Annotated in this window: 25 protein-coding genes; 8 read left to right on the top strand and 17 right to left on the bottom strand. The window is 60.0% G+C overall.

Annotation, left to right across the window (positions count from 1 at the left end):
• Window positions 1–12: 12 nt before the first annotated feature.
• From MOP44_RS13435 to MOP44_RS13420, 4 genes are all read left to right on the top strand, one after another.
• Window positions 13–1,386 (top strand): DmsC/YnfH family molybdoenzyme membrane anchor subunit, encoded by a 1,374-nt coding sequence (locus tag MOP44_RS13435; RefSeq protein ID WP_260796549.1) that lies wholly within the window; start codon window positions 13–15, stop codon window positions 1,384–1,386.
• A complete protein-coding gene (locus MOP44_RS13430; RefSeq protein ID WP_260796548.1) occupies window positions 1,383–3,587 on the top strand; it encodes a molybdopterin oxidoreductase family protein in 2,205 nt (734 codons plus the stop codon). The genes MOP44_RS13435 and MOP44_RS13430 overlap by 4 nt, the downstream gene beginning before the upstream one ends.
• Window positions 3,588–3,619: 32 nt before the next feature.
• Window positions 3,620–4,882 (top strand): nitrate/nitrite transporter, encoded by a 1,263-nt coding sequence (locus MOP44_RS13425; RefSeq protein ID WP_260796547.1) that lies wholly within the window; start codon window positions 3,620–3,622, stop codon window positions 4,880–4,882.
• A gap of 134 nt (window positions 4,883–5,016) precedes the next feature.
• The gene (locus tag MOP44_RS13420; protein WP_260796546.1) at window positions 5,017–8,223 is read left to right on the top strand and encodes a glycoside hydrolase family 2 TIM barrel-domain containing protein; all 3,207 of its coding nucleotides are present in this window, start codon (window positions 5,017–5,019) and stop codon (window positions 8,221–8,223) included.
• Between the two features lie 135 nt (window positions 8,224–8,358).
• Here the strand turns inward: MOP44_RS13420 and MOP44_RS13415 are convergent, their stop codons facing one another.
• The 5 genes from MOP44_RS13415 to MOP44_RS13395 form a co-directional block, all read right to left on the bottom strand.
• Window positions 8,359–8,799: a VOC family protein gene (locus tag MOP44_RS13415; protein ID WP_260796545.1), complete on the bottom strand. Its 441-nt coding sequence runs from the start codon at window positions 8,797–8,799 to the stop codon at window positions 8,359–8,361.
• 40 nt (window positions 8,800–8,839) lie between these two features.
• Window positions 8,840–9,787, bottom strand: coding sequence for a sigma-70 family RNA polymerase sigma factor (locus tag MOP44_RS13410; protein ID WP_260796544.1), 948 nt, complete (start codon window positions 9,785–9,787; stop codon window positions 8,840–8,842).
• Window positions 9,784–10,233 (bottom strand): DUF6223 family protein, encoded by a 450-nt coding sequence (locus MOP44_RS13405; protein ID WP_260796543.1) that lies wholly within the window; start codon window positions 10,231–10,233, stop codon window positions 9,784–9,786. Before MOP44_RS13405 ends, MOP44_RS13410 begins: the two co-directional genes overlap by 4 nt.
• 250 nt (window positions 10,234–10,483) lie before the next feature.
• The gene (locus MOP44_RS13400) at window positions 10,484–11,761 is read right to left on the bottom strand and encodes a hypothetical protein (protein WP_260796542.1); all 1,278 of its coding nucleotides are present in this window, start codon (window positions 11,759–11,761) and stop codon (window positions 10,484–10,486) included.
• A gap of 114 nt (window positions 11,762–11,875) precedes the next feature.
• Window positions 11,876–12,838 carry a hypothetical protein gene (locus MOP44_RS13395; RefSeq protein WP_260796541.1) on the bottom strand — a complete coding sequence of 321 codons (963 nt, stop codon included), beginning with the start codon at window positions 12,836–12,838 and terminating at the stop codon, window positions 11,876–11,878.
• A gap of 164 nt (window positions 12,839–13,002) precedes the next feature.
• Here MOP44_RS13395 and MOP44_RS13390 point away from each other — a divergent pair, with 164 nt between their 5' ends.
• The gene (locus MOP44_RS13390) at window positions 13,003–13,779 is read left to right on the top strand and encodes a hypothetical protein (RefSeq protein WP_260796540.1); all 777 of its coding nucleotides are present in this window, start codon (window positions 13,003–13,005) and stop codon (window positions 13,777–13,779) included.
• 336 nt (window positions 13,780–14,115) lie between these two features.
• Complete coding sequence (locus MOP44_RS13385) at window positions 14,116–14,622, top strand: hypothetical protein (protein WP_260796539.1); 507 nt, start codon at window positions 14,116–14,118, stop codon at window positions 14,620–14,622.
• A gap of 73 nt (window positions 14,623–14,695) precedes the next feature.
• Here the strand turns inward: MOP44_RS13385 and MOP44_RS13380 are convergent, their stop codons facing one another.
• From MOP44_RS13380 to MOP44_RS13360, 5 genes are all read right to left on the bottom strand, one after another.
• A complete protein-coding gene (locus tag MOP44_RS13380) occupies window positions 14,696–15,679 on the bottom strand; it encodes an aldo/keto reductase (RefSeq protein ID WP_260796538.1) in 984 nt (327 codons plus the stop codon).
• A gap of 98 nt (window positions 15,680–15,777) precedes the next feature.
• Window positions 15,778–16,809, bottom strand: coding sequence for a radical SAM protein (locus tag MOP44_RS13375; RefSeq protein WP_260796537.1), 1,032 nt, complete (start codon window positions 16,807–16,809; stop codon window positions 15,778–15,780).
• A 91-nt stretch (window positions 16,810–16,900) separates the two neighbouring features.
• Entirely contained in the window at window positions 16,901–17,290 is a 390-nt protein-coding gene (locus MOP44_RS13370; protein WP_260796536.1) for a hypothetical protein, read from the bottom strand.
• Window positions 17,291–17,431: 141 nt separating this feature from the next.
• Window positions 17,432–17,914 (bottom strand): nuclear transport factor 2 family protein, encoded by a 483-nt coding sequence (locus MOP44_RS13365; protein ID WP_260796535.1) that lies wholly within the window; start codon window positions 17,912–17,914, stop codon window positions 17,432–17,434.
• Between the two features lie 160 nt (window positions 17,915–18,074).
• A complete protein-coding gene (locus MOP44_RS13360) occupies window positions 18,075–19,124 on the bottom strand; it encodes an aminopeptidase (protein WP_260796534.1) in 1,050 nt (349 codons plus the stop codon).
• A gap of 495 nt (window positions 19,125–19,619) precedes the next feature.
• Here MOP44_RS13360 and MOP44_RS13355 point away from each other — a divergent pair, with 495 nt between their 5' ends.
• On the top strand, window positions 19,620–20,225 hold the full coding sequence (locus MOP44_RS13355) for a class I SAM-dependent methyltransferase (protein ID WP_260796533.1): 606 nt from the start codon (window positions 19,620–19,622) through the stop codon (window positions 20,223–20,225).
• A gap of 36 nt (window positions 20,226–20,261) precedes the next feature.
• Here the strand turns inward: MOP44_RS13355 and MOP44_RS13350 are convergent, their stop codons facing one another.
• From MOP44_RS13350 to MOP44_RS13325, 6 genes are all read right to left on the bottom strand, one after another.
• A complete protein-coding gene (locus tag MOP44_RS13350) occupies window positions 20,262–20,678 on the bottom strand; it encodes a DUF3592 domain-containing protein (RefSeq protein ID WP_449290009.1) in 417 nt (138 codons plus the stop codon).
• A gap of 63 nt (window positions 20,679–20,741) precedes the next feature.
• Window positions 20,742–21,788, bottom strand: a complete 1,047-nt coding sequence (mqnC, locus tag MOP44_RS13345; RefSeq protein ID WP_260796531.1) for a cyclic dehypoxanthinyl futalosine synthase — start codon at window positions 21,786–21,788, stop codon at window positions 20,742–20,744.
• 481 nt (window positions 21,789–22,269) lie between these two features.
• Complete coding sequence (locus MOP44_RS13340; protein WP_260796530.1) at window positions 22,270–22,449, bottom strand: hypothetical protein; 180 nt, start codon at window positions 22,447–22,449, stop codon at window positions 22,270–22,272.
• Entirely contained in the window at window positions 22,446–23,567 is a 1,122-nt protein-coding gene (locus MOP44_RS13335; RefSeq protein WP_260796529.1) for a PP2C family protein-serine/threonine phosphatase, read from the bottom strand. Before MOP44_RS13335 ends, MOP44_RS13340 begins: the two co-directional genes overlap by 4 nt.
• Window positions 23,567–24,454 carry a hypothetical protein gene (locus MOP44_RS13330; protein WP_260796528.1) on the bottom strand — a complete coding sequence of 296 codons (888 nt, stop codon included), beginning with the start codon at window positions 24,452–24,454 and terminating at the stop codon, window positions 23,567–23,569. The genes MOP44_RS13335 and MOP44_RS13330 overlap by 1 nt, the downstream gene beginning before the upstream one ends.
• A 391-nt stretch (window positions 24,455–24,845) precedes the next feature.
• A complete protein-coding gene (locus MOP44_RS13325) occupies window positions 24,846–25,421 on the bottom strand; it encodes a c-type cytochrome (protein WP_260796527.1) in 576 nt (191 codons plus the stop codon).
• 296 nt (window positions 25,422–25,717) lie between these two features.
• Here MOP44_RS13325 and MOP44_RS13320 point away from each other — a divergent pair, with 296 nt between their 5' ends.
• Window positions 25,718–26,461 carry a hypothetical protein gene (locus MOP44_RS13320; RefSeq protein WP_260796526.1) on the top strand — a complete coding sequence of 248 codons (744 nt, stop codon included), beginning with the start codon at window positions 25,718–25,720 and terminating at the stop codon, window positions 26,459–26,461.
• On the opposite strand, the gene MOP44_RS13315 is transcribed toward MOP44_RS13320, so the two are convergent.
• Complete coding sequence (locus tag MOP44_RS13315; RefSeq protein WP_260796525.1) at window positions 26,436–26,918, bottom strand: cupin domain-containing protein; 483 nt, start codon at window positions 26,916–26,918, stop codon at window positions 26,436–26,438. The two genes, MOP44_RS13320 and MOP44_RS13315, sit on opposite strands and share 26 nt — an antisense overlap.
• Window positions 26,919–26,933: the final 15 nt, after the last annotated feature.

The following is a 26,933-nucleotide window of genomic DNA, read 5'->3' as shown; positions in this document are numbered from 1 at the left end:
TTCCACTTCGACATGACGAAGTGCATTGGCTGCAAATGCTGCGTGGTTGCCTGCAATGAACAGAATGGCAACCCCGCCGACATTCTCTGGAGACGCGTTGGCGAGATCGAAGGAGGCTCATACCCCTTCACGCAACGCCATTACCTCTCCATCGGCTGCAATCACTGCCTGGAGCCCACGTGCATGACCGGCTGCCCCGTGGATGCCTACTCCAAGGATGGCCTCACCGGCATTGTGAGCCACAGCGCCGACGCATGCATCGGATGCCAATACTGCACCTGGAATTGCTCCTACGGAGTCCCGCAGTACAACCCGGAACGCGGCGTCGTGGGCAAATGCGATATGTGCTATGGGCGCCTGGAGCGCGGCCAGAGCCCCGCATGCGTCTCAGCCTGCCCTGAAAATGCGATCCAGATCGAGCTTGTCAACATCGCCGACTGGCGAACGGAGTACAAGCCCCTCGCCAACTCGCCCGGCATGCCTTCTGCCGATGACAGCCTGTCGACAACTCGCATCACCCTTCCTAAATCCGCCCCTGGCGATCTTCGCAAGGTCGATATCACACATCTGCGCATCGAACATGCACATTGGCCGCTGATTTTCATGACCGTGCTTACGCAGCTCTCAGTTGGCGTCTTCGGAGCGATCGCATGGATGCAGCTTGTCGGAAGAGGTGCGCACGATTCAGCGGCGCTTATCGCCTTGGTCGTCGCGCTCGCTGCTCTCAGCGCGTCCACACTTCACCTGGGCAGACCTATTTACGCTGCTCGCGCGATGAAAATGTGGCGGCGCTCCTGGCTCAGCCGGGAAGTACTCCTCTTCACGCTGTTCGCAGCCGCCGCAACCATCTACTCGGCGGCACTGTTCTTCCGCCTTGCGGGCGTGGGTTTCTTCGGTGTTTGCACTGTGCTCCTTGGAGCCTGCGGCGTAGCTGCGAGTGCCCGGCTTTACCTTGCGCCTGGCCGGCCCGCATGGAACAGCCCCATCACCTTCCTCGAGTTCTTCGCAACCACATTCCTGCTGGGAGTGTCAGCGGCCGATGCTTTGAGCAATGGCCACTATGCACTGAACACCGCATTGCTGCTGGCCGCTGTTGCCGTCGCCGCCGCCGTTGCCGTCAAGCTTCTCTGGTTGCGTTTTGCCTCGCGCCATGAGTTGTTCGCGAGCTGGCAGCTGCTTTCCTCCGTCCTGCTGAATAAGTTGCTCCTACGGGCCTTCATGCTCATCGTGGGCGTTAGCTTCATCGTCGCCGCCGACAGCATCTATTTCCGCACGCTCGGCCTTCTCCTTCTCCTTGGCGGCGAATTCATTGGACGCTATCTCTTCTTCGTAAGCGTCGTGCCCAGCAACATTGCCAGCGGCTACCTCGCGCAGGAGGCCGCATGAGCCTTCTGCAATGGTTCCGCAGCAGAAGTGGCCTCGACACCCGCGCCGCGAAATACGCCTACGCAGACGATCCGGTGCTCGGCTACACGTCCGCGCGCAAACACGCTGAGCGCTGGGTGAACAGCACCTGCGGTTATTGCTCGGTCGGTTGCGGAATGCAACTCGGCGTACGCGAGAACAAAGTAGTAAGCGTGCGCGGCAATCCACATCATCCGGTCAATCGCGGAAAACTGTGCCCCAAGGGCCTGGCCGAGCATTACGCCATTGAAGCCGAAGGCCGCGCGCTTTACCCCTTATTGCGCAGAGACGGAGCCCTCACTCGTGTCAGTTGGGATGACGCGTTAAGCACAATGGCCGAACGCTTCCGCGCAGTACAGGAGAAGCACGGTCCGGAGTCGATCGGCGTCATCAGCACCGGCCAGCTCGTCACCGAGGAGTTCTACACGCTCGGCAAGCTGGTTCAGCTCGGCATCGGAACACGCCATTACGACGGCAACACCACTCTGTGCATGTCAACGGCAGTCGCGGGTTACAAGCGCTCCTTCGGAAGCGATGGGCCGCCCGGCGCCTACCAAGACCTCGAACTCGCAGATGTGATCCTGCTGATCGGCGCGAACATCGCGGAGAACCACCCCATTCTCTGTACACGCCTCGAAGCGAACAAGAGCAAGACGCTCATCGTTGTGGATCCGCGTGTCACCAAAACAGCGATGATGGCGGATCTTCATCTGCCCATCAAGCCTCGCTCTGATCTCGCGCTTATCAATGCGATGCTCCGCGTCATCATCGACGAGCACCTCTACAACGAGTCTTACGTCGACGCGCACACCAGCGGTTTCGATGAGCTGCGTAGCTCCCTCGAACCATACACGCTGGAGTATGCCGCAGGAATCACAGGTCTTGATGAGCCTCTCATCCGCCGCGTCGCTCATCTCTGTGCCGGCGCGCGCGCTCCGTTCATCGGATGGACGATGGGCGTGAACCACAGCACCAAGGGCACCGAGACTGTAAACGCGATCAACAACCTTGCGCTGCTTACCGGAAGCGTCGGTCGCGCTGGCGCGTCTCCGTTTTCCATCACCGGACAATGCAATGCCATGGGGACGCGCGAAGCCGGCTTCAGTTCGTCGCTGCCCGGCTATCGCAAGTTTGAGTCAGAAGACCACCGCAACGAGCTGGCGCAGATCTGGAACATCGACGCCAGCTGCATCCCTGCTGCGCGCGGGCTCGCCTATCCCGACATCATTGAAGCGGCCGTCGCCGGAAGAATCCGCGCGCTGTGGATCATCGGTACAAACCCCATCGTGTCGTTTCCCAACATTGACGTGCTGCGCCACGCTCTCGGCAATCTGGACTTCCTCGTTGTGCAGGACGGCTTCCATCCCACACCCACAACAGAACTCGCTCATCTTGTCCTTCCCGCTGCCATCTGGGGCGAAAAGGAGGGCAGCTACACCAACTCAGAACGCCGCGTGAGCAAAGTGAACAAAGCCGTCAACCCGCCCGCCGAGGCGCGCTCTGATTTCGATATCTTCCTCCAGCTTGCCGACAAGCTCGGCTGTCGCGAAGAGCTGTTCCCGCAATGGCAGCGGCCTTCAGATGCCTTCGAGGAATGGCGTCGCGTATCGAGCGGCCGGCTCTGCGACTACTCAGGCATGACCTACGATGCGATCGAGTCTTCCGGCGGCATCCAGTGGCCCTTCACCGCGACCTCGCCTGACGATCCTTCAAGCACGCGCAGGCTCTATGCGGATGGACATTTCGAAACCGAAGACACTCGCGCGCGGCTCATCCCAACGCACTGGGCGCCCTTTCCCGAGCAGCCCTCTTCCGAGTTCCCTTTCGTGCTTAACACAGGACGCACAGTCGAACACTGGCACACTCGAACCAAGACTGGAGCCATCTCCATCCTGCAGCAACTGTCGCCGCGTGCCTGGCTCGAGATGAATCCCACTGATGCCGTCAGGCTCAATCTCAAGCCCCACGATCGGGTCGACATCGTGTCCGCCCGCGGCCGCGTCAATCGTGTCGAGCTCCGCGTAACCGAGATCATCGCCGCGGGACAGGTGTTTCTGCCATTCCACTTTGCCGAAACCAACGCCAATCAGGTCACGCAGAGCGCATTCGACCCCATCTCACGCGAGCCCAACTTCAAGCAGTGTGCCGTGCGCGTTGAAAAGTCCCCCACAGCACATTCCTGATCCAGCTATCGCATACAAGAGGAGCCATCCGCATGAAGAAAACATCTTTCGCAAAGAGCGGCCATCTTCCTACACTCGTTTCCGCATTCCTTTACTTCGACATATCGTTCATGGTGTGGGTCCTCTTCGGGCCCCTCACGCCTTTCATCGCGGAGCAGATGCACCTGTCCGCTACGCAAAAGGGACTTCTCACAGCAGTGCCTTTGCTAGGCGGCTCGTTCTTCCGTCCCATCCTTGGTCTCCTCGCTGATCGATTTGGCGGCCGCCGCGTCGGTATCCTCGGACTCTCACTAACGCTCGTTCCGCTCATCCTCGGATGGCACTTTGCGTCGCAGCTCTGGCAGCTCTACATCGTTGGATTTCTGCTGGGCATCGCCGGCGCAAGTTTCGCCGTGGCCCTTCCACTCGCCGGGCGCTGGTATCCGCCCGAGCATCAGGGACTAGCTATGGGCATTGCTGGCGCCGGCAACTCCGGCACGCTCGTCGCCACGCTCTTCGGACCGCGCCTCGCGCAGCATTACGGATGGCATGTCGTCTTCGCGATGGCTCTGCTGCCCATCTGCGCGGTGCTGGCAGTCTTCTTCCTGCTCGCGCGAAACAGCCCATCAAAAGCGGCTCCCAAACCCTGGAGCAGCTACGGCACTCTTCTGCGCACGGCCGACACATGGCGATTCTGCCTGCTTTACAGCCTCACCTTCGGCGGCTTCGTCGGCATGACCAGCTTTCTGTCGGTCTTCTTCCACGATCAGTACCATCTCAGCAAAATCGCGGCCGGGGACCTCACCACCATCGTTGTCCTTTCCGGCAGCTTTCTTCGTCCTGTCGGTGGCTGGCTCTCCGATAAAGCCGGTGGCTTCCGCATGTTGCTGGGTCTCTTCGGAGCGGTCGCACTCTGCCTCTTGCTGGTCTGCACGCTTCCTCCCGTGATGGTCGTGGTGCCGCTGCTGTTTGTCGTCATGGGCATGCTCGGCATGGGCAATGGAGCGGTATTCCAAATGGTGCCGCAACGCTTCCCGGTTGAAATTGAAATAGTCACGGGCATCGTTGGTGCTGCTGGCGGACTTGGCGGATTTTTCCTGCCTTCCCTTCTCGGCATGCTCAAGGACCTCACCGGCACCTACGCCGCCGGCATAGCCTGTTTCGCTTTCTGCACCGCAACCATTTGCATGCTGCTGCTCGAATTCGGAATTCGCTGGAAACGCTCCTGGCCGGCCGGGGCCATCGCGCGAGCACGCGTCTTCAGCTATCGCGCAACAGGCACAAAGGAGCGCATCGGAGAAGTTGCAGCGGATTAATTGATCTGGCAACACACCGCTTCGGGATCCATTACCCTACAGCGCTCTGCGGCGAAAGAGTGCTGTAGGGTCGTGCGCTCGGGAGGATAGAATTGCTGCGTCTGCACCAATTCTCCTTTGATCGGGACGTACCTATGAACCGACTCGCTGTCTCTTGCCTTTTGCTTGGGCTTGCATCCGGAACTGTAAACGTTGCGCAAACCGCGAAAACCGCCTCGCAGAACCCAGGCACTGCTCCGCAGAGCGCCAACGCCGCCCTGCCTGATTGGGAGAATCCCCACGTCTTCGGCATCAACAAGGAGCCGGCGCGAGCTCACTACATTCCATTTGCGGATGAGGCTTCAGCCACGCGCGCGGGCGCAGAGTCCACCATGGTGCAGTCGCTGAATGGCCAGTGGAAGTTCCACTGGGTGAAGCAGCCCGACCTGCGGCCGGTCGACTTCTATAAGCCGGACTACGACGTGAGCGGCTGGAAAGAGATTCCCGTCCCGTCGAACTGGGAGATGCAGGGCTACGGCGTGCCCATCTATACAAACATCACGTATCCGTTCAAGCGGGACTGGCCCAAGGTGACCGAAACACCCGACGATCACTCGTGGACGGCGTATGACCAGCGCGATCCGGTCGGATCGTATCGACGCGACTTCACCATTCCGGACGCGTGGAATGGACGCCAAACGTACCTGGTGTTCTATGGCGTGAACTCGGCGTACTACGTGTGGATCAATGGGGAGAAGGTCGGCTATAGCCAGGACTCCCGCATGACCTCCGAGTACAACATTACGAAGTATCTGAAGCCGGGGAAGAACACGGTTGCTGTTGAGGTCTATCGCTGGTCGGACGGCAGCTACATTGAGGACCAGGACTTCTGGCGTATGAGCGGCATCTTCCGCAACGTTGAACTGATGTCGCGGCCCGCGGTGCACGTGCGGGATTTCCAGGTGCTGACCCCGTTTGACGCGCAGTATGAAAATGCGACATTCAAGCTGCATGAGATGGTGCAAAACGTCAGCACAAAGGCCGCCCCGGCCACGCTGGAAGCGAAGTTGCTCGATGCCGATGGAAAGGCAATGTTCACCACTACGAAGAAGCTGACGGTTCCCGCGGGCAAGGAGACTGCGCTCGACATCGCGCAGCCAGTGGAGAGCCCAAAGAAGTGGTCGGCGGAGACTCCGAACCTGTACAAGCTGGTGCTCACGCTGAAGGATGCAAAGGGTGGCGTGCTTGAAGTGATCCCGCAGAACGTGGGCTTCAAGTGGTCGGAGATCAAAGGCGACCAGATGCTCTTCAACGGCAAGAAGCTGTGGATCAAAGGCGTGAACCGGCATGAGTTCGATCCGGATCTGGGTCAGGTGATGACGCGCGAGTCAATGATCGCGGACATCAAGCTGATGAAGCAGAACAACATCAACGCGGTGCGGACATGCCACTATCCCAACGTGCCCGAGTGGTATGACCTCGCCGACGAGTATGGGCTCTACATCCTTGACGAGAACAACGTCGAATCTCACGGATACGGATCCAACGAGGTGCAGCCTATCTCCGATGGGCCGGACTATCTGGACGCCATTGTGGACCGTATGACCCGCACCATCGAGCGCGATAAGAACCACGCATCGATCATCGGTTTTTCCATGGGCAACGAGGCAGGCTACGGCCGCAATTTCGCCGCCGCGAAGCAGTGGGCCAAACAGCACCATCCTGAGTTCTACATCATCTTTGAACCGGGAAACAGCCATCACGGCGACGCGCTGAGCCCCATGTATGCGAGGCCCCAGGACATCGAGTCCTACTACGCGAAGTACGGCAACGGCCGTCCCTTCTTCGAAATCGAATATGCGCACGCCATGGGCAACAGCACCGGAAACTTCCAGCAATACTGGGACCTGTTCGAGTCAAAAGAGTGGGCGCACGGCGGCTTCATATGGGATTGGGTGGACCAGGGCGTGCGGCGCAAAGGCGCGAACGGCAAGGACTATTGGGCTTACGGCGGTGACTTCGGCGACAAACCGAACGACGACAACTTCAACACCAACGGTCTGGTGCTGCCGGATCGCACGCCGCATCCCGGTCTCACCGAAGTGAAGAAATCCTATGCCGACATCAAGGTTGAAGCTGTAGACCTGTTGAGCGGCAAGCTCCGCGTCAAGAATAAGTACAACTTCAAGGACCTTGGCTTTGTGCATGGCACATGGGTGCTTGAGGAGAACGGCAAGCAAGTTGAAAATGGTGAGGTCCCGCTGGGCGATGTGGCTCCGCGGAGCGACAAGGAAGTGGACTTGGGCATGAAGCAGCCGAGCCTCACTCCCGGCGCGGAGTACCTGCTGACAGTGAAGTTCGAGTTGGCCGAGGACACACCGTGGGCGCCGAAAGGTCACGTTGTCGCTTGGGATCAGTTCGCAGTGCCTTTCAAAACCGCCGCAGCCCCGGAACGCGACGTGAAGAATCTGCCCCAGGTGACGCTCGCGAGAATTCCGGGCGAGTTGGTGGCGACCAGCGAGAAGTTCTCCATTGCGGTCGACATGGACTCCGGCTCGATCTCGTCCTACAACGTGGGCGGCAAGGAGTTGCTGACCGCACCGTTGGAGCCAAATTACTGGCGCGCGCCTACTGATAATGATCGCGGCAACGCGATGCCGCGGCGGCAAAACGTGTGGCAGCTTGCGGGCATTCACCGCACCACGGTGAGCGTGCACGGTGAACAGGTTGCCCCGAACATCGTCCGCATCACGGCTCGCAATGTTCTGCCGGCAGGCGGCGCGACACAGAACTATGTGTACACCATCTACGGCGATGGCTCCGTGGAAGTAGAGAGTTCGTTCAAGCCCGGCAACACACCGGTTCCGGACCTGCCGCGCCTGGGCATGCAGATGCGGGTAATCGGGTCATTGAAGAACGTGGAGTGGTACGGCCGCGGTCCGCAAGAGAACTACTGGGACCGCAAACTCGGCGCGGCCGTAGGCATTTACCGTGACACGGTCGAGCGCATGTGGTTCCCCTACGTGGAGCCTCAGGAGACCGGCAATCGTTCCGATATCCGCTGGGTGTCGATCACGGACGACCAGGGCTTTGGCCTGAAGGCTGTAGGCATGCCGCTCCTGAACTTCAGCGCGTGGCCCTTCCGCATGTCGGAGATCGAACACGAGAAGGTGCCGGTCAACATCGGGCACAAGCACTCAGCCGAGGTGGAGTACTCAGACGACATCACCGTGAATCTGGATTATCTGCAGATGGGCGTCGCAGGCGACGATAGCTGGGGCGCCCCCGTGCACAAGGAGTTCACGATACCCGCGAAGGAATATGAATACAAGTTCCGGCTCGAGCCGCTGACCGGCAAATAGCCGAGAACTGAAACAACGCAATGGCCGCTGCCCTGTGCAGCGGCCATTGTTTTTCTGGCGGCGCGACGTACCTGGCAGCGCCGACAACGCCACTGGCGCGCACTCGAGCGCCGCCACTTGGGACGCATGCGGCACCTAGCGACCGGCAGGCTCGAACAACTCAATGGGGTTGCCATCAGGATCTTCAATCTGGATCTGCTTCCCGCCGGGTCCGGCCTCCATTTCGTTTCGGAAGCGCATACCTGCAGCTTTGAGCTCGGCAATGCGCACAGGCAGATCCTGCACCTGGAGGAGCACACGATTCCAGCCACCGGGTTCCTGTTCGCGCCCGTCAGGCATCGGCCGGGATCCCGATGCTCCGGGGCCGCTAAGGATCAGTTTGAGACCGCTCACCGATACCTGGCCGAAAGCTGGCGGAGCCTGCATGTCGAGCTTGAATCCAAGCATGTGCGTGTAGAACGAAATCGCGCGCTGAACATCCCTGACCTGATAGCGAACACCCCACACACCGACAATGGAGACCACGGATGAGGATGATTGCGAAGACATATTTTGAGATGGCTGGGTGGATGTCATTTCAGTCACTCCGCTGATAGAGATTGCATTCACATTTCGCTTACTCGCCCGCGGTCGGGCGTCTGCCCACGGCCAGATGGCGCAACTTGTCCGGATTGCGCACAACATAGACTGCGCGAATGAGATCATGCTCAATTTCGAACGCCGTCGTTTGTACCGGCCCACCGGGAGAATCCACAATGAGACCGGGAAGACCATTGACGGTGCCCATGCGCAGCCGGAAGTCGTCTTGCCACCAGGCATCGGGGCGCTTGCGGGTAACCTCCACCAGGAAATTTGCAACGCGATCAGCGCCTTCGATCACATTGAGCGCTGAGCGAACTTTTCCGCCTCCATCGGTCACAACGCGCACGTCGGCGGCGAGAACCTGCATAAGGGCATTGAGATCTCCCGCAGCTGTAGCCGCAGCGAATGCGGACATAAGTTCGGCATGTTTCCGGTCGATTTCGCCTGGACGTGCCGGAGACACGCTGGTTCCGCGAGGGCGTGCCGCGCGCACGTTTACGCGAGCACGGGAGGCAAGCTGCCGGCATGCGGCCTCGCTGCGGCCGAGGGCGATCGCAATTTCGGCGAATGAAAAATCGAACACGTCATGCAGCAGAAATGCTGCGCGTTGAAGCGGCGACAAGTTATCGAGGATGAGGAGCAGCGCGATCGATAAGTCCTCGGCCAGTTCTGTACCTTTGTCGGGCGCGAGCGCAGCCGTATCGAAGACAGGCTCCGGCAGCCAGGGGCCCACGTATTCCTCGCGGCGCGCGCGAGCAGAGGTCAGCATGTCCAGGCATATTCGGGTGGTGGTCGTCATGAGAAATGCCCTTGGCTCAGAAACCTTGGTGCGGTCGGCCGCGTGCCAGCGCAGATAGGTCTCCTGCACTGCATCTTCTGCATCGGACATCGAACCGAGCATTCGATACGCAAGACCAAGTAGACGACGACGGTGCGGTTCGAAACTGTCCTCAGGGTTGGTGATCGCGGTTGCGGTACTCACGTTGTTTGCCTCGGATTGAGAGCCGTCCGACGAAAGCGAGCAAGCGCTATTGCGCCAAGGGCCACGGCGACGAGCCCCAGTACAAAGGCCGCAGCGCCGCCGACAACTCCATTACCGGTGCCAGGACCGCCGCGTGCATAAGCGAGATTCAGCCAGCCAGCGGCAGCAGCTACGGAACCAGCGATCAGAGCCGAAAAGGCGAAACGCCGAGTAGAGTTCGCATGCGAGCGATTGAACGCACGCGCGAGGGATATCCCTCCTCCCACCGCCGCCACGAGGGCCAGCAACGACGCCGCCGTGGCCCACAACCTCCGTATCGTAAGACCGTGGACCGTGTTCGCTGCCGGCTCAGAGAGATGCGCCGCCACAAGAACGATGTGTACGAGGCCCACGAAAAGCGCGGCTGCGGCCACAATGCAGAGAGTAATGGCGAAAGTTCGTCTCATCGTTTCCCTTCCCAGTTTTCAATATTGGGACGGGATAGGGTTGAGGAATGTGACATGCCAAAAGTTGGACGACCGCTGGGATACCCCGCGGACGCGACCGACTGCGCGAATCGCGCTCAGCGGCTTTTCGAGGGCCGACCGCGGAACTCATTTAGGAGCGAAGAGCACGCCGCAATTGAAGGAGAACGTATTGAAGCCGTTGCGCACTCCGCAATCCTGCTTGTCCCTCTGTCCCTTTGTCCCTGTCCTTCTACTCCCTGCCTTTCGGATAAAACGCCGCCGATCCGCCCACCCACTCCTGGTTCTTGTTATGGTCCACGCCCATCATCTTGCCCCGGCCCAGCCGCACCAGCGGCAGCGCCGCCCGCAGCGTCCCCCGGTCGGGCCATAGATAAAGGATCCGAATCTCGGCCTGCGTCATCCCGAACGGCGTCTCGATCGTCGGCTCAAAGCGCATCCTCTGCTGCAGCAGGTACCCCTTCCGCTCGTCCGCGGGGATCGCCTCCAGCCGAGCCTGTGTCGGTTCAAACTCAATCCCCTTCCCTGCAAACGAGAACAGCGGCTTCAACAGCAGCTCCGAATACAGGGCATCCGGCCCCGCCGCCGGCAGCTTTACCCCTGCCGCCTCCAGTCTCTGCCGACCATCGCCGTTCAGGAACTCGTCCAGAAACACCGCCGGCGGAACCACCCGGTCCCACCCGCCCTTGCGCGTCAGCCATGGCAGCGAGAACTTGCTGATCAGGAAATACCAGTTGGGATGCCCGGCCCACTCCACATCCCACTTCTTTGTCAGATCGAAAGGCAACTTCACATTGCGCGCAATCAGCTCATCGGCTATCGCTCGGTTGTAAATGCGGTGGATCGGTATCAGCTTCCCCTGCGCATTGCGGTAGTGGAGCTTATTGCCTTCCGCCTCGAGGCGCCGTATGTCCACCACCGCGATACCCAGCCTCTTCGCCGTAATCTCGAAATCCGGCCGCGTCTTCTGGTGTTCCGGATCGATCTCCGTCAGCGCCACATACATCGGGTCCTGCCCGCCCAGCACTGTCCGCGACAGCAACTCCCAGAACCCATCACGATCCAGCCCGCTCAGATACCAGCCAAACCGCTTGTCATCCAGCCCGTATGCCTGGAGATAGCTGCGGTTCAGCACCGCTTGGTAGGCATACACTGAAGGAAACGCCTGGATCTCCACCAGCCGCGGCGTCAACTCTCCACCCGCCTCCCGCACCAGCGCAAAGTCAGCCGTCAAAAAGTGCGGATGCCGGCACTGCCCCGCCACCCGGTACTCCGCCGGAATCGCCCGCTGCGCCGCCTCCATATACACCGGATCCGCGATCAGCTCGCATGTCATGTCCGCCCCGAGCTTCGCCATCCTTTCCAGCAAGGCCCGTTCCAGAAAAATCGGCGTCTCGGCCACGCGAAACTCCACTCGACATCCGCACCGCTCCTCCAGCATGTCCAGCAGTGCCTCATACTTCTTCGCCGAATACTCGCGATTGAATGCTTCTCGTAACTCTGCGATCACCTTCCCCCCTCAAGAGGCCAGCTTATGCCCGCCTCCATGTTATTTGGAGGAAGATACATCTCCGGTCACATCTAATTCAGTGGTTTATACACCCCGGAAAATTACGGTAACCTCCTAAAGAATCATAAAAAAGTTACCTTTGTTGTATATGTGCTGGCACATCTGGGTTACTCTTTTCGTACAAAGCCTTACTGTTAGGAGCCTGGGTGTCATGAATTCAAGCACATTGATTGTTCGCAGTGTAGTTACTTGTTCCCTTTTTGCGTTCGCGCACAACGTATTCGCGTCTGGCCCAATGACGCCTGCCCCTACGCCTCCGGGGCCAACATTCGCCGGGCCGATGACACCTGCTCCCACGCCGCCGGGACCCACGTTCGCTGGCCCGATGACGCCCGCTCCCACGCCGCCGGGACCCACGTTCGCCGGACCGATGACTCCTGCTCCCACGCCGCCGGGACCCACGTTCGCCGGACCGATGACGCCTGCTCCCACGCCTCCGGGACCCACATTCGCCGGCCCGATGACGCCCGCTCCCACGCCTCCGGGACCAACATTCGCCGGACCGATGACGCCCGCTCCCACGCCTCCGGGACCAACATTCGCTGGCCCGATGACGCCCGCTCCCACGCCTCCGGGACCAACATTCGCTGGCCCGATGACGCCTGCTCCGACACCGCCGGGACCCACGTTCGCTGGCCCGATGACGCCTGCTCCCACACCGCCGGGACCAACATTCGCTGGCCCGATGACGCCTGCTCCCACACCGCCGGGACCCACCTTCGCCGGCCCGATGACGCCCGCTCCGACACCGCCGGGACCCACGTTCGCTGGCCCGATGACGCCCGCTCCCACGCCGCCGGGACCCACGTTCGCTGGCCCGATGACGCCCGCTCCCACGCCGCCGGGACCCACCTTCGCCGGCCCCATGACGCCCGCTCCGACACCGCCGGGACCCACGTTCGCTGGCCCGATGACGCCTGCTCCCACGCCGCCGGGACCCACCTTCGCCGGCCCCATGACGCCCGCTCCCACGCCTCCGGGGCCCACGTTCGCTGGCCCGATGACGCCTGCTCCCACGCCGCCGGGACCCACCTTCGCCGGACCGATGACGCCTGCCCCGACACCGCCGGGACCAACATTTGCCTAGTAAAATTATCTGACTTCGCTGATAGACTCAAAGTATCCTGCGTCTACCTAGAGGCGTACGGGCCATTCGATCCATCGAAGGGCGGAGGCTATCAGTGTTAGAAACCGCGCTGTGGCTCCTGGGCGTCGCGCTCGAAGCAGTGATCATCGTCCTGCTCGTGCACCGGCGCATTGCCCGCCCTCTGCCAGTTTTCCTGATCTTCTGCATCTGGAACCTCAGCAGCGACCTCGCAAGTCGGTTCGTCGGGACACGCTACGGATATTCAAGTCAGGCATATTTCCGCTACTATGTGACCGGAAATACGATCGACACGCTCGTGCTCCTCGCCGTCCTGATCGAGCTCACCTGGTCAGTGATTCGGCCGTACCGCTCTTCGCTCTCCCGCAAAATCCTGCTCGGAATCGCAATCGGCGTGATCGCTGTCGGATGCGCGATATGGCCCTTCACCGGTGTGGCTGGCCTGCATGTGCCTAAGGATTGGGTCGCTCCGCTCCGCATCCAGCAAACCTCAGCCACGCTGCGGATTCTCTACTTTCTCGCGCTCGCCGCAATGAGCCAGGTTCTGGGCATCGGCTGGCGCAACCGTGAGTTGCAGATCGCCACCGGACTTGGCTTCTATTCGCTCATGCTCCTGGGTGCCACGATGCTCCACACCCATCACGCCTCCCAGGCACTCTTTCACGCCATCGACATTATGGTTGCCGCCAGCTACGTGTGCTCCCTGGTCTATTGGGTTATCAGCTTCTCCCAGCAGGAAGCCCCCCGCCAGGAGTTCTCCCCGCGTATGCAGACCCTGTTGTTTACCGTAGCGGGCGCCGCCCGCGCGGGTCGGGTCGGCCTTGAAGAGGAACGACGCAAGGTCAAACGCTAGGCGGGTTTAGCGGCGAACCCAGCCCTTCATGTCGACTTTCCATCCCGATCCAAGCGCGCCTCTCGCGATGCAGGCCTCATGGAAAATCCCGGCGCGACCGTTCGCTTGCCCACCTGGTGTTCGAATTTAACCCAGCCGTGGTAATCACCCGTTACCTAGGTACATAGTCCTTTTGAGTACTTCCTGACCATGAAAAACCCTTGAACCGACAGAAAATATATGGCGTAATGGTGACGTATTCTGCTACTAGTAAGTGAACGTCCCGTAACGAACGAGTAAGCGTGTGCGATTAGCGGTTACCAAAGAACGATCTGGGGATCACTGATGATCTTGCCGATGATTCAAATTCTCGCCTTTGCTGCCTTGGCCTTCTACTTCGGTCGTTGGCGCGCAGCGGTGCGGAGACGCAATAATCAGACTTGGGATTCGCTCCTGGCGCGGCTGCGGCCCGACTGGAGCGCGCGGGAGCTCAGCGACCAGTTCCTGTGGAAGGAAGGCGTGAACGCCACTCCCGATGACGCCTGGCAGCGCATGGAAGGCCCCCGCGGCCTCTGGGTCATGTACCAGAACTCCCGTGTCATGCTTGAGATGGCTGACTTTGCCGCCCGGCACGACGCCGGCGTTGATCGCCTCGTCATTGAGACCCTGCGCAGCGACGCAATGCAGATCAGGGTTTGCGTGCTGATGGCGCTCGGACAGTACGGATTCACCAAGGCTAGCGAAGGAGTCCGCGTGAATGCGTTTCGCGCCGCGGCCCTCTATGCAGGAATGGCAGCTCGCTTGACCGCCCTCCTCCAGGATCATGCGGCGGGCATCCTCCCCGACTTCGTCGCCGCAATGTAGTTACCCTCCTCCTCCAGACAAAAAGCCCGGCTTTCCAGCCGGGCTTTTTGCTGTCTGGTAACCTGCCGGTGACTCAGGCGCCGATCTCCGCCAGGAATGCCTTGATCCGGGCGTACTCCTCGTCGGTGAGGCGGAAGTGGAGTGCCGGAGTAACTCCCTCGACCTGCTGCGGGCTTCGGCCACCCACAATCGCCGCGGTCACCGCCGGATGGTGAAGCGTCCATGCCACGGCGACCACTCCGGGGCTGACATTGTGGCCTGCGCCGATTTCGCGCAGAAGCTCCACCAGCTTCAAATTCCGGCTGAGGCGAGGCTCGTTGAATTCAGGATTGCGGCGGCGCCAGTCGTCGCCAGGCAGCGAAGCGGCACGTTCAGCCGTCATCGCGCCGGTCAGCAGGCCCGAGAGCATAGGCGAGTAGTTGATGACCCCGATCTGGTTCGCCTGCGCGAAGGGCAAAATCTCCGTTGCAATGGCGCGCCGCAGCATCGAGTAGGGCGGCTGCAGGCTCGTAATGGGCGCGATCTTCTGCACGCGCTTCATCTGCTCCACGCTGAAATTCGAAACGCCGATCCAGCGAACCTTGCCCTCTTCCTTGAATCGCGCCAGAGCCTCCCAGCCTTCCTCAATTTCCGTCTCAGGATTCGGCCAGTGGATCTGGTAAAGGTCGATCACGTCCGTCTGCAGACGCCGCAGGCTGGCTTCGAGTTCCTCGCGCAACGAATCCGCCTTCAATGAACGCCAGATCGAGCGGTCCTCGTGCCAGCGCATCGAGCACTTGGTGAAGACGTAGGGGCGCGGTCCCGACCAGCCCTTCAGCGCTTTGGCTACCACCTCTTCGGAATGACCGAGGCCGTAGATCGCAGCAGTATCGATCCAATTGACGCCGAGTTCGAGGGCGCGCTGAATTGCCGCGATGGATTCGTCATCCTCCTGCGGGCCCCACGCAAATTCCCAGTTACCGCCGCCGATCGCCCAGGCGCCAAAGCCTATCGGTGTGAGTTGAAGGTCAGAGTTGCCGAGCGTGCGAAGCGAAGTCGATGTCGTCGTTGTCGCCATATCACCACCATAGATGCTGGGTCCGAGTGCAGGCTTCAAGTGGAGCGCGCTCCAACCCTTGAATTTTTTCCGGGAGCTCCGTCTGCCTCTTCTGCCCTTCAAGGCTCCAGGATGTTGAAAGGCGAGTTGAAATGCGCCGCGGGTGCAGCTTGCGCCAGGCCGCCGCGCATTCGGTTGAGCACTTTTCCCACGCGATCCGAAGCTTTGAACAGATGCCCGGCGTTCAGCGCCCCCAGCACAGGATGATGTCCCACCGCCGCAAGCGCCATGGAGGCAATGCATCCGCACTGGCGGCAGTCGGGATCGCCGCCAAACTGGCATGGTGTGATGCGCGACTTCAAATCGGCTGAGATGGTTTCGGTAGTTCGGGCGAAGATGCATTCCGCCGGGCTCGCAGGCGGATGCTCCATCTCTCGAATGAGGGCCTCAGGCATTTCGAGCTTTTGGTATTTGCGCCGCAACTGGCGCAGATCCGCCAGAACCGCGGCCCGCTGCAAAGGACTCAGCATTTCGGCGTCCGAGGCGCCGCGTTGCGGCGTGAACAGGCTGAACCACACTTTCGATATCTGGTTGCGCACCGTCCAGAACGCGAGAAACTCATCCAGATAGCCCGGCCGCCCGGCGATCTGCGATGTAATGGTGCAGTGGATCGTAACCCGAGCGTCTTCAATGTTCTTGAGAATCCGTTCGTAAGTGGCAGGCTTGCGGCGCACGTCGTGCTCGGCCGGCAAGCCGTCAATTGAGACCACGATATTCAGTTTTTTCCAGCGCATCCATTCCGCCGGAATGACACGGAACGCACTCGTGACCACCTGCGTGTGAATGCCGCGGGCGTCCAGCTCCGGGAAAAGTCGCTCCAGTTCCCGGTAGCGGACCAGGGGATCGCCACCCACGAGCGAAAGGTGCACCGGCTTGTGTTGATCCACTACGGCCAAAACCCTGGCGACCAGTTCATCTCCCTTGAAATCAGACAGCTCGCGCAGACCGGTTGAGCCGCCCAGGTGCGCGTCATCGAACGCGTAACAACCAGGACAACGCAGAGGGCATTCTTTGGTGATTTCGATAGATAAAGATGGTGCGCGCCCCGTAAGGATGCGTCCCCAAGCGCGAACAACCTCAGACTTTTTCATGACCTCTCCGCTTCATTTCAAGGCGGATAAACCTACGTCGACAGGCAAATGGCCGCGAGGCAGCCACTCAGGTGAAGCCGGTAGAAACGAATCAGATCTGAAGAGGCAGGCTGAAAACAGCGTGCGCGTCCCACCCTAACGGAAGGATTGCGAGCGCCACGCGAAGCGGAGCGAGTTCCGCAGCAGTGCGGCACATGAAAGCCCTGCCCGAAAGACCAGCGAGCATGCGTTCAAAGGCTGATTTGCACACTCTTACCAGCACCAGAACCAGGCAGAGTGAGAGAAGGATCAACAAGGCGCCGGTTTCAAAGTCCTGGCCACCGTGCAGAAATCCATCCCATGCCCACAGCCGCTGGGTTATGGGCGAGCTGAGCACGCATACAGCCACAAGCGCCAGCAGCATCCTGCTTAGCCTGACACGCGTCCAGCCTGCGCCGGACAAAAGCCTCAGCTTGAGCAGCCCCGAAATGATATTCCGCAATACGATAAGAGCGCTCCAATCTCAGTGTATTGCTTGGATGCGCGCACACGCTAATCGGCGGCAGAACTACCAGCCTTCGCAATCAGCGGTAATGAGACGCTGCTGCGGGCATGCAGTTTGGACTTTCAGGCAGAACGACGATCACTTCGCGAGAAGTCCTTCGTTGTGTTCGTAGCTAATCACGCGCGAGATCTTCCAGTGGCCATTATCGTTGTGCCAGATGTTCACGAACTTGGCGTCTCCCACATTGGCCGGCTCGTTGGGATGGTGGAATCGATGGATCCCGATCTCGACCGCGCCGTAGCCCTTCAGCGGATACACCTCCAGCGTGTTCTCAAGCAAACTCCGCTGCACCTTTCCGCAGATGTTCTGTTTGATAGCCGCGAGAAAAGGCGCCTTCCCTTTGGAGAGCCCTGTCAGATCGTGATAGAACTCCAGATCATCGCCAACCATCGATCCCAGGGCTTCCAGATCGCAGCGGTTATAAGCGTCAAACAGCTTCGCATCCTGCGCCTTGATGGTGTTGAAGAGGGGGTCAGGATGTGCGGCAGTCTGCGCGGACGCCGGCAGGGTTGAGAGGGCAAATGCAACAAGCAGTGAGCACAGCCATAATTTCCGGATCAAGGGCGCTCCTCGAACGCTTTTTGCGTCCACACATACATTTGCAATCGCCGATCCAGATCTTTGAACGTGCAACCCGCGTATTTGTTGAACTTCCCCATCTCGCTCCAGATCATCTGTGGCCGCTTGCGGACAAGCTTGACCGGACGCGGACAGTCTAGGATCAGGCGCTGATCAGAAACTTGCCGTCGCGCATGATCGGTTCGGTTTCGCCGCCGGTGTATTCGAGCGAGATGTTAAAGCCGAGTCCGACCACGTCAATGTGCGTGCCGGAGCGCCACGGCGCCCCCGTGTGCTCGCCATACGGGTTGCCGAAGGCGATGTGGATGCCCGGAAACTTCTCGTCCTGCAGAATATTCCCAATGACCTTCTTCACGCCGATGTTGGTGCCAATGGCGAACTCGCCCACCCGGTCGGAGTTCTCATCGGTGTGGGTATAGGCCCAGAAGTCGCGCTCCAGATCCTTGTTCTCACTGGAGCAGCGCACGATGCGGTTCTGTGCAATCTCGATCGTGAGCGGCGTAGCCTCCAGCAGGCCATAGCGCGCACAAAGCCAGTCGCCAACTACCCCATCCACGACAAAGACGCCGTTGACTTCGCCGGGGCTGGTGAAGCATTCGCCCCCCGGTAGATTGCCCCATTTCTCGCGCGAGATGATCCCAGAGGTCTTGAACCACTTGTAATCGGGATTCATGTCAGACGTGATGTCGGTTCCGGCGGCCGTCGTGGCGCGAATGCGCTTCGCTTTGCGGACACGATCAAGCACCTGCTGGGAGAGCCGGTCGACCTGGTCGTAATCGGCGCGCATCCCGTCGCACATGATCTCGGGCGTGATGTTGACCATGTGAGCATGCCGCATGTGGCGGCGGTTCACCACATCGGTCATCTGCATGCGCGAGCGGAGTTCGTTCTGCTGCACCTGCACGGCAAAGATCGAGACATCCGAAGTCTCCATGTCTTCCAGGACGGCCCCCGGCATGTCGGTGAGCGGGCGCGGCGCCAGGTCCTCAAGGATGTACCCGTTCCAGCGGCAGCCCAGCTCTTCAAGCTCGCGCGCGATGGAGGCGGCGATCTCCGAAGTGACGCGGTCCGTGATCAGCGTAACCTTCTCTTCCGGCTGGATACGCAGGCAGGTTCGGACGGCCGAGCGGGCGCCGGGGGTGAACTCAGCGGGAAAGGCAAGCGAGAGCAGATGTGCGGCAGTTTGAAGCATTCGGAAAGCTACGGCTCCTAAGATTTCTGGGGACCCTCTGGGTGAGATGCGTGTTCATACGAGGTTAACGGAGTTGGTCGGTAAAGGGGAAGATGAACAAAAGAGCGGCATCACTACACTCTGTGACGCCCGATACAGCGTCGCCGCCCACGGTTCCGTCATAATCGACCCGTTGGGAAATCCATGACTAGGAACGGCCTGGAGTTACTGGAAGGTAAATGGGGTTACTAGAAAATTAGCTACCCCTCCCCCTGTTTTTACTTCTCCAAATCTTCGCCAAAAATTCCGCAATGGACACAATCCAAATAGAATAGCAATCTACTAGATTCCATAGAGGCAAAATCCCTCCTCGCAATAGCGAATGCTCGTTTTTACTTTCGAGTAAACACCTCCAAAACTGAACAAGCTAGCACCTTCCGAGGCCACAGCCCGGCTCCCTGATGGACGCGATCCTCCCAACCGGCTATCCTGCTCAAATCAAGTGAGTTGACCGGAATGACACAGACCCTGCGAGAGCAGTTCGGACAGATCGACATCTATCTCTTCGATCAAATCCTTCGCGGAAATATCACGCCAGGAATGCGCGTACTCGATGCCGGATGCGGCGTGGGCCGGAATCTCGTTTACCTGCTGCGCCAGGGCTTTGAGGTCTTCGGTATCGATGCCGACCCAGCGGCCATCAGCGCGGTACGGAGGCTTGCCGCCTCCCTGCAGCAGGACCTGCCGCCCGAGAACTTCTCCATCGGACCAGTAGAGTCGATGCCATTTCCAGACGGCTTCGCGGACTTGGTGATATGCAGCGCGGTCCTTCACTTCGCTCGCGATGAACAGCACTTCCGCGCGATGCTCAGCGAGCTCGGTCGCGTTCTGCGCCCGGGCGGATTGCTGTTCTGCCGCCTAGCCTCGCGCATCGGCATGACCTTCCCGGAGCTGCGGCCGGGAATCTTCGCGGTAGGAAGATCCGAGTGGTTCCTCGTCGACCAGAAGATGCTGCTGGACCTTACGGCAGAGCTGGGCGGAACGCTCGTGGATCCGCTGAAGACGACGATAGTCCAGGATCAGCGATGTATGACAACCTGGGTTCTGCAGAAGGGGATGTAATCAGATCGCTTCTTAGGTGCAAAGTGGCTCTCGGCTCTATAAGGCTGTGGCGGCCATTTGCACCGTGAGCCTGCGATCGAATCTCAGCACCAGATAGCCGGCCGCCGCAAAGGCAATCCCAAGTGGACAAAAGATAAGTGGAAAGAGCCAGAGCTGCCCAAATGAGTCGATCAAGGCATCGCTTGGATGCTCGCGCTCATAGAGCACCCGAACCGTCTGCCCCACGACGAACGATGGCGGGTTTGATCCCGTGCTTGAAGTGATCGTGTACGTTTGGCCGTCAGCTGCCGCAAATCGGAAAATGGGTGAATACACGATCCCACCACTCTGATCGTCTTTCAGCGACTGAAGTTCAGCGACAGTACCCGTTGCAGACAGCGCACTCCGCAAGAACAGAGTTGTGTGAATTGCGAAACCGACTCCAATGACTGCCACGCCAACCCCGCCCGCCATAAACGCTCGGCTGACAACGTAGCGAACCCGTCGTATCAGTGATGTTCCCGGCATGATCTCGAGCTAATTCAGGAAGTAAGTCCGATACAGCGTATCCCGCTGCACCGGCTTGAACCCGGCATCGCGGATGATGCGCCGCAGTTCTTCTTCGGTCGTGCAGTTCGAAGTTCCCGCAGCTTTAACGACGTTCTCTTCCAGCATCACCGAGCCTACGTCGTTGCCGCCAAAATGGAGGCCGAGCTCAAGCACCTTGAGCCCCTGCGTAACCCAGCTCGCCTGCACGTTGAGGATGTTGTCGAGGTAGAGCCGCGAGATGGCCAGCACCTTCAGATATTCAACAGAGGTAGCCTCGTCCCAGCCGCGACCGCCCAGTGCGGTGTGCCCAGGCTGGAAGCTCCACGGGATGAACGCGGTGAATCCGCCGGTCTCTTCCTGCAGGCGGCGCACAACCTCAAAGTGATTGATGCGCTGCTCCCAGGTTTCGCCTACGCCGAACATCATGGTGGCGGTGGTGCGCATGCCGAGTTGGTGGGCCGTGCGGTGCACGCTGAGCCAATCCTCGGTGCGGCACTTGAGCCGTGCGATGCGCTCGCGCACGTCGTCGTCGAGGATCTCAGCTCCGCCGCCGGGAATTGAATCCAGGCCGGCGTCACGTAGCCGCGCAATCGTCGTGCGCAGATCCAGGTTGGAGTACTCAGCGATGGCCAGGACTTCAGAAGCTGACAGACAGTGCAGCCAGATCTGCGGGAAGCGCTGCTTGATGCCCGTGAACAGGTTCTCGAACCAGTCGATCTTGAGGTCCGGGTGGATGCCGCCCTGCATCAGCACGCCCGTGCCGCCCATCTCCACCGTTTCGGCAATCTTCTCGTAGATCTTCTCGAAGTCGAGGATGTAGCCCTCGCTGGCCTTCGGTCCTTTGAGCGGCCGGTAGAAGGCGCAGAAGGTGCAGTACTCGGTGCAGAAGTTGGTGTAGTTGATATTGCGGTCGATGATGTAGGTGACCACGCCCTCGGGGTGCAGACGGCGGCGAACGGAGTCCGCCTCCATGCCCAGTCCGATGAGATCAGAGGACTGGAAGTATTCGAGGGCCTGTTGGCGAGTCAGCGACATAGTTTGATTTTAAAACGCCGCGCACTCGGCGTGTGAGGCCGGAAGGAGATTCGGACTTATTAAGGCCGCAAAGCAGCGAAACTCCCCGGGATCGCCGCCGGGCCCGCACGTCGTTGGACTTTAGGTGGAATTTGAAGCCGCCGGCCTATTCCGCAGCAGCCAGCAGGAGAACTCCCAGAATCATCGCGAGCCCACCCGGAAGGAGCGTCCTCCGCGGGAACCTGTGTAATGTACATGCTTCCAGCACAGGAGCCAAGACTGCCATGATCATGAAAACCACCCCGATCTCAGTTAAAACCAACTCCACGTCCCACCTCCGAAGCAGGAAGTCCCGTTGCGCATCCTGCGTGGGCGCAGAATCAGAGCCACACAAAACTCCCTCTGGGTTCAGTGTGCGATGAAACCACACCGCCGGCTGTGCTTCGCGTCACAAGGAATTTTGGACGGTTTCGATTCGGCCCGAGATCCCAAATTGAAAACTTCAGTGCTTCTCGCGCTTGCGAAACAGGAAAAGGCCGCGGCCGACCACGGGGGCCTTGCGGGTGCGCGAGAGGTTTGAAGCGGTGGAGATGCCGCTGAAGAGAATGAACCAGTCGAAGAACACGCGCCAGAAACTCTTCCCTTCATTCTTGCTGGTCACGGGTTCATTCCTCTCGGTCATATCGCTTCATTGGATTCTACCGACATGGTCAAGGATGCAGATCTCCGTGTTGCCCCCGGCACCTCTTCAGCGGAAGCCGCCCGCGAAATCGTGAGCACGGTGATGTCGTCCTCCTGGCCAAACCTCTGGGCTGCTTCGGCGACTCTTTCTGCTGGCTCGGAAGAGAGCTTCGCCGCTCGCTCAAAACCAAAGAGTTCCCCACTCTTGTTGCGCGCTTCCACAATGCCGTCGGTCATGAGAGTGAGGCGGCCGCGGGGCGGCAGTTTGAACTGCGATTCCGTGTATTGGGCGTCGGCCATCGATCCAAGCGGAAGCCCGTTCTCGATCTGCAGTTCCTGAGCATCGGCATAGGGCGCCAGATGGCCGGCATTGGCGACGGTGAGGGCGCCGTCGGCATCGACGCGCAGCACCAGGCAGGTGGTAAAGCCTCCCGCAGAGCGTGCCAGCATGCGCTGATTCATGGCGCGCAGTATCTCCCCTGGACTTTGCGTGAAGTGCGCCAGCGTGCGGAACGTGCCGACTAGGAGCGATACGGTCATGGCCGCGGGCATACCCTTGCCGCTGACATCGCCGATGACGACAAGCACACCGCCTTGAGGAGTAGCGAGTATCTGAAAGAAGTCGCCACCAACTTCGCCGGCGGGCTTGTAGACGCTTTCGATTGCGAATTCAGGAATAGTTGGAATTGCATCCGGAATCAGCACCTGCTGCACTGCCCTGGCCGCTTCCAACTCGCCTCTCATGTGTTCCTCTTCGCGACGCGAGCGGGCAAAACGAAGCACCACGACGGCAAGAATGGCAAGAAGCAGGATGGCAATCGACAGCTCGTAAAGGCCGAAGTTGAACGGCCAGCTGAAGGTCCTGTTCCAAAAGGTGCGGTAAGGCACAATCCAGGTGCCGCCGCGAGTGGCGATTGCCCAAAGCGCGTCATTAATCCAGTTGGCAATCGTGTTCAAAAGCACCGGAATCAGGAGCAATCGGGCGTCGGGATGGCCGCGTCTGAACCCCTGGATGAGCAGGATCACAGGCATCAGCGTGAAGGGCAGATTGATGAGCGTGAAGATGAAGTTGCCGACAGAGACCGGCAGACGCAGCAGCGGGGGCAGAGTCCACATCATCAGGTCAAGCGCGATGCAGGCGACTCCCACCCAGATCCAAATGGTGCGCCGGCTTCCAGCATCGTCCAGACGAAGAGCAGGAAGGTGAAGAATCCTGCGGTCGCGAACAGACCGTTCGTTAACGCTTCGCTCGCGATCTCCGGCACGTCGTGAGACGCCGTGTAAACGTTCATGAGCGACCAGCCGCAGAACAAAAAGCCGGTCAAGCCGTACCAAAGGTAAAGGCGCTCCTTGCGTCGCATGAGGAACAAAACCAGCCCGGCGGCACCATAGAGGAAATTGAGCAGGGCGAGGTAATCCTGTGCAGACAGTTCCCAGAAGGTGTCCCTGTCTTGGAGCATTGCCCAGTACCTGAGCTGGTCGGCGTCGCCGATACGCGGCGCAGCCGTAAATCCTCCGCCGAAGTACATCGCCCAATGCGGCCAGTGCCAAACTCGGATGGCGATCTCCATTTCGCCGCCGTGCTCCGCGGGCAGCAGAACCAGGTGATGGTGTAGCCGCATAACGACGCCGTCTGGAGGAAAGCCGCCGAATGAGCCGACCAGGTTACCGTCGGCGAACACCTGGTAGCTGGTGCGTATGCCGGGGATATAAAGGGCAAGCTGTCGATGGCCGGGCGCCGGCATCACTCTGAAGCGGTACCATGCGAACCCGCCGTAATCCCTGTAGCCCTGCTCGCTCCAGCTCCTGTCAGGGGAAATTAGGGGCCATTGGGAATCATCGAACGCGGGATCGGACCAGTGGGGATCGTCGCCGGTGTGAAAGCGAACCATGCCGTGGAGTTCGGTGATGGGAACACGGTCCTGCGCGAGATCAAAGACCTGCGCGGAGGTGGACAAGGCCAGCGTAGCGAAGATGAGCAGGAGGAAGCTGACCGTGCGGCGCACTCCGACCCCCGGGGAACGTGTGAATTGTAGCGATGATTGCACGGAGAATGGAGGGGGCGCAATGAAATGAATGGAGTAAGAGCGGGAACGGTCGCGATCAGCAGACGTACTTATCAGAGGACTTCTTGAGCAGGCCGCGATCGTTGCGGTTCTTCAGGTCTTCACGCGTGACAGTATCGAAGGCTTCGATGGCCGCGGCAACGAGATCGAACATGAGCTCAAGGAGCCACATGGATCATGACCGCGCTCAGTGTACCGCTCCGGAATCGGATTTTGAATCAGATTTCGGTGTAGACGGCTTTTTCTGAGGACTGGACGCGCCTAGGCTCATGAGCGCGATCTTCAGTACTTTCTTGATAGTCGAACCCAGTCCCATGGTTATCTCCTTCTCTTACTTTTGTGCCGGCCCCACGGGCACAGGGCCCATCGGGCTCTGGGTCGTGGTTTCGCCATTCAGGATGGACACGACGGAGGGCGGCAGCGGCTTGTCGGCGTTGGCCAGCAGCAAACTCACTTGCCACGCCTGGGTGTCGTTGAGCACGTCTTTGTAGGCCGGCATGCCCGTGAGGCGGATGCCGTTGATGACCTTCCAATACGTCTCCCCCGGCGGATCGTCGCTGACGCCGACTACATCGCCGCGGCGGTGTTTCTCCCACAGGGCGGGCGCCGTGGGGAACTCATGCGTGCCAACGACAGACGGCTTGCCGTGGAACCCGTGGCAGACGGCGCACTGGTCGGCGTAAATGTGTGCGCCGGAGAGGAAGTTCTCCTCGTTGGGCTGGATAGGCGGGTTCTTGACCAGTTCGCGATCGATGCGCGCGCTCAGCGGCCCGGCCGTAATCAGGCGCTCCTGCGGGAAGGGCGGATCGTTGACGGCCACAGGCACCTTGCCCCACTTGAAGTAGGCGAAGACGCAGAGGGGAACCGCGATGATTCCAATGAGAAGTCCGAGCAAGAAACGGGCCATAGGGAAACGCACCCTCCTGAACTGCTATTGATCGTAGCCTATGGGGCTTAGCTGAATTCTGGCTGAAGGACCGACGGGTGCCGGCATTTCCCGGAAGCGAATCGTGATTCGCGGCGTCCAAAAGGGGAGCCGGATCAATACAGCGGTCCCTGTGAGGTGATTTAATACCTATGGGGATAGCCGCTCAGCGCCAAGTTGCAGCCGGCCGCGCCCGTGATGCCGCAGGGCATGGCGCGGATCAATGGAAATGTGCCTGAGCGCAGCGTCCGTAATCCCGTGGAGGACTTCCAATACCGATGTTTTCTTTTCGCCGTGTTGCTCTTTTGCTAGCGTTGGGACTGCCCGCCGCGCACTTTGCACTCGCCCAGGACACCCCAACGAGCGGCAGTTCCAGCAGCCAGCAGGGCCAGCCGCAGGCGCAGAAGCCGGCCGGCGAACAGCAGGGCTCGGTGAGCGTTCAGGGACGCCTCAAGGCCCGCCGCGAAGCGCGCCGCGCCGCGGCGATTCGCGACACCTACTCGCACCTCTATGAGGTTCAACTGGGCATGGGCTATATGCGGTTCACGCCCGGCAAGGACCTGCAGCGCACCTCGTTCTATTCCTGGAATGTGGACTTCACGCGCTTTTACAGCGACCGCCTGGGCGTCACGCTGAACGCCCGCGGCAACTACGGCACGACCTTCGTTTACCTGAATCCCTATAACGTGACCAAGCCGTCGATTAGCATGTACAACTTCATGGCCGGGCCGCAGTACCGGTTCTACATGCAGCCAAAGTTCTCGTTCTCAGGGCGCGCCATGGCAGGCCTGGCCCACGGACACTTCTCCGGCGACACGAACGGCTACGGCAGCACGACGGTGGGCATGTGGCCGGACGGAAACACCTTCGCCGCCAGCGCGGAGGTCATGGGCGAGTATAACGTGAGCCCCTCCCTGGCACTGCGCCTTGCTCCGGAGTACTTCTTCACCGGATTTGGATCGGAGTTCCAAGGCAGCCGCGGATTCAAGGCTGGATTCATCTACCGGTTCGGCAAGCAGTAAAAGGCAGGGAACAGGTAACAGGGAACAGGTAACAAAAAAAGGGGCGCAATTCGCATCTGCGGATTGCGCCCTTTCTTTGGCTCGCGGATGTGGGGATCACTTCCTGGCGGCGTAGTCGGGCTGCGCCCATCAAGTGAATTGAGACGTACGGCTCGTTTCCTGCAACCCAGCTATCGTGTCCGGGTTCGATGAAGAACAGGTCGCCGGCGTGCATTTCGATGATGCGACCGTCATCCATGGCGGCCGTCGCGCAGCCGGAAATCACCATGCCCACGTGCTCTACCTCGCAGCTCTTTTTGCCCAGGGCGCGCCCCACGTGTTCTGACCACTTCCAGCCGGGCTCGTAAGTGGCGCGGCCGATGGTCATTCCGCCGATGTGGACGAGTTCGAACTTGCCCTTCTCGAACGTGCGGATTTCGTCGGGATTGTCGAATCGCTTGAGGATGACTTCGTACATCGTTTGGCCTCCAAA

It is taken from the genome of Occallatibacter riparius, from assembly GCF_025264625.1.
Classification (GTDB): domain Bacteria; phylum Acidobacteriota; class Terriglobia; order Terriglobales; family Acidobacteriaceae; genus Telmatobacter; species Telmatobacter riparius.
This window is presented reverse-complemented; position numbering and strand designations above follow the sequence as displayed.